Origin of the sequence: Saccharospirillum sp. MSK14-1 (genome assembly GCF_003054965.1) — a bacterium.
Classification (GTDB): Bacteria; Pseudomonadota; Gammaproteobacteria; order Pseudomonadales; family Natronospirillaceae; genus Saccharospirillum.
Genome location: NZ_MIES01000019.1, coordinates 1 through 3,019, shown reverse-complemented (window position 1 = coordinate 3,019; position 3,019 = coordinate 1). Strand labels below are relative to the sequence as shown.

The window sequence follows — 3,019 nt, the reverse complement described above, 5'->3', positions numbered from 1 at the left end:
CTATGACAGTATTTTTCTGTTACAGCCATTTCTTTGCTCGATCAGCTCCGGATAGCTTTCGGCTTTCTACATTAAGCGCGATGACGCTATCCTCTGAAAAGCAAGAGCACCCGTCTGTTCATTTATAATTTATATAAAACGTCTCTTCTACTTCATATGCAAAGGACGTAGCTATTGGATTTCCGCCTAATAGCTTTTTAAGTATTTCTGGATTAGCTTGCACTTCTTCGACGTCAGTATATTTAACATTGTACAAAGAAAATTCTTCAAAAAACCGATGACTGCGATAACTTTCACCTTGCTTGCCAGGATAGTCGTCGGGCAAATCATAGTTTGTTTTAAGGTTTCCTTTTGATGGTAAAACAAAAGTCCATTCATCCCAGCCACCATCCCTATCCATTCCATAGCGGACGACTAGAAGATCTTGTACTTTTTGTTCAGAAAAATCATATTGAGTTTGTGATTTTTCCAATAAACCTAGTAGCTGTTCATAATCCGCAAGTGGCTCTTCGATATTTATCAACGTCGTATCGCGTGACATGGGCAATTTAACGGTCCAATTACGAAGAGGATAATTCATACCAAACTGTTTTCTTGCGACAAACTGAATTGGCTCTACTCGCTCATGATCAAGCACATTAGGACTATAGGTATAGTCCGTTTTAAATAAATTCATCTCACCTGTGGAATAGTAAAAAGCGCCGGAGACATTCTCAGGTGTAGCCACAGAGATTAACCGACCAGGGTCCGTAACAAGAATTTCAACCTCATTATCTTCATTAGCCAATGCATCAATAGACTCGCTAACAAAATAATTTAACGATTCGGTATCACTATCATTTGCATAGGCGACCAGTAACGGTTCGATTGAATCCGGCTGTTTACACACGTTAACATTATTATATACAGCACTCTCAACACTAGCGACTGCTGCAGGAGCAGAGAAATTCAAATGCCGAGCTGATCCACTCCCCGGTCGAACAGTAATATCATATTGCTCGCAGTCGCAGCCATCTGATGAGTTCGTTTTATACCACCAATCGCCATATTCGTTGACAGGCATATCAACGAAAACCATGACATTTAATTGATATTCTCTCTGCTCAACTATTGCTAGGGTTTCATATTTTCTTGTGAATCTTGCCGAAACGGCACCAAACTCATCTGGCTGGAACCGAGAAATGAGTTGTCCATCTGAATCATAATGCAAAATTTCATATTGATTAACAGATTCAGAAATACCGCAGGCATTTGTTGTTTTTAATGACATTGAAAATGGGTATACCGAATCAGTTGTATCATTTACGCAGCCAAAAAGCATAAGCGCCGCACAAGCAATTGGAAATGTTTTTTTCATTAGTCGATTCCTTTGACCAATAGTTTTAACAAAAACGTCTACTTTTTAAAAAGCAGTGGGAGTATGTGAATAAAACCAAATCAGTTTCAAGCAACATAGTAATAACTGTGATGAACATCTAAATAAATTAGAAGTTAAACCTATGCGTTACATTAGGACGACTTTCAAAATACCAGTTAACTGAAAATAAGGATACACAGTTAAACGAAGACATGGTTAACAAACGAGTAATTTAATTTGGAAGTGATTGAATCAACGACACAAGACGAGTAATTTTTTGATTAGAAAGCTGCCGATAGTCGAAGTACGGCGTGATAATTATTTTTGAATCTTCAACAACAAAAAAACCCGCCTGCACTTCAACGGTCTTACTCAGCAAGCCCAATTCTTCGGCATAGGTTTTACCGGTAATTATCTGAATGATATTTTTATCATCGGGTAACAGGTTGGGTTTAGAAAACAGCAACGCTAATGCACTGCCTTTTTGCAGCAGCTGTTGATCACGAAAATCCTGCCAGGAACCTTGTTGGCCAGAATTCAATTCAAATATCAACTTGGCGTAGATATTAAATATTTTACGCCAATGATTGCCTGTCGCTTTGACAATGCGGGCAATGTCACCTGGAGACACTTCACGCAGCCCATCAAGGTGATCGAATTCCGGCATCGGAGGTCTGTTGCCGATGTGAACCGCAAAAGTAAAATCAGGATCACCCAGACCCTGACATTTATTTTCACCCATTGCGGCAGTTGTTATACTCATATCAGGCGACTTGAGATCGCCCCGGATTTTGACTTGCCAGGTACTCTTCATAGCTGCCTTGAAAGCTGACAAGTTTTTTGTCGGTGACTTCAATGACACGCGTTGCCAATGAAGAGACAAACTCACGGTCGTGACTGACAAATATCAGTGTGCCATCGAATTCTTTCAATGCATTATTCAGTGCTTCGATTGATTCCATATCCATGTGGTTGGTTGGTTCGTCCATGATGAGTACATTGAGATCCTGCATCATCAACTTACCGAACAACAACCGGTTTTTTTCACCACCCGAACAGACTTTTGCTTTTTTATTAAAGTCGTCTGCTGTAAATAGCAGCCGACCCAGCATTGCCCGAATCATCAGATCATCGTGCTTTGGTAAGCGCCATTGCGCCATCCAATCAAAGAGTGTCAGGTCGTTATCAAAGTCGGCGCTGCTGTCCTGCGGACAATAGCCAATCACGGCATTTTCAGCCCACTTAACGACACCGGCACTGACCTGGTAATGATTTAACAAGCAACGTAAAAAAGTGGTTTTACCAGCACCGTTCTCGCCGATCACCGCTAGCTTCGCGCCGGCTTCTAGAATCAAGTTGCCGCCTTGAAAGAGGGTTTCACCATCGAAGCCATGCGCCAACTCTTCAAGTATCAATGCCTGACGATGCAGTTTTTTATCTTGCTTCAGCGTAATAGACGGATGCTGGCGACTTGAACGCTTTACTTCATCCAGCTTAATTTTGTCCATTTTTTTAGCACGGGAAGATGCCTGCTTGGCTTTCGATGCGTTTGCTGAAAAACGGTTAACAAAGGCCTGAAGCTCATCAATTTCAGCCGACTTCTTGGCGTTTTCAGTCAGCAGCTGCTCCTGGATTAAGCTGGACGCCGCAATAAACGCTTCA

The 3,019-nt window shown here is 41.5% G+C and carries 3 protein-coding genes; all 3 read right to left on the bottom strand.

Annotated elements, in window-relative coordinates:
* Positions 1-118 precede the first annotated feature (118 nt).
* Positions 119-1,357 carry a hypothetical protein gene (locus tag BGP77_RS02890; protein ID WP_108163239.1) on the bottom strand — a complete coding sequence of 413 codons (1,239 nt, stop codon included), beginning with the start codon at positions 1,355-1,357 and terminating at the stop codon, positions 119-121.
* Positions 1,358-1,589: 232 nt separating this feature from the next.
* Positions 1,590-2,120 (bottom strand): hypothetical protein, encoded by a 531-nt coding sequence (locus BGP77_RS02885; RefSeq protein WP_108163238.1) that lies wholly within the window; start codon positions 2,118-2,120, stop codon positions 1,590-1,592.
* A gap of 1 nt (position 2,121) precedes the next feature.
* A partial coding sequence (locus tag BGP77_RS02880; RefSeq protein WP_146171178.1) for an ATP-binding cassette domain-containing protein occupies positions 2,122-3,019 on the bottom strand: 898 nt, incomplete at its 5' end.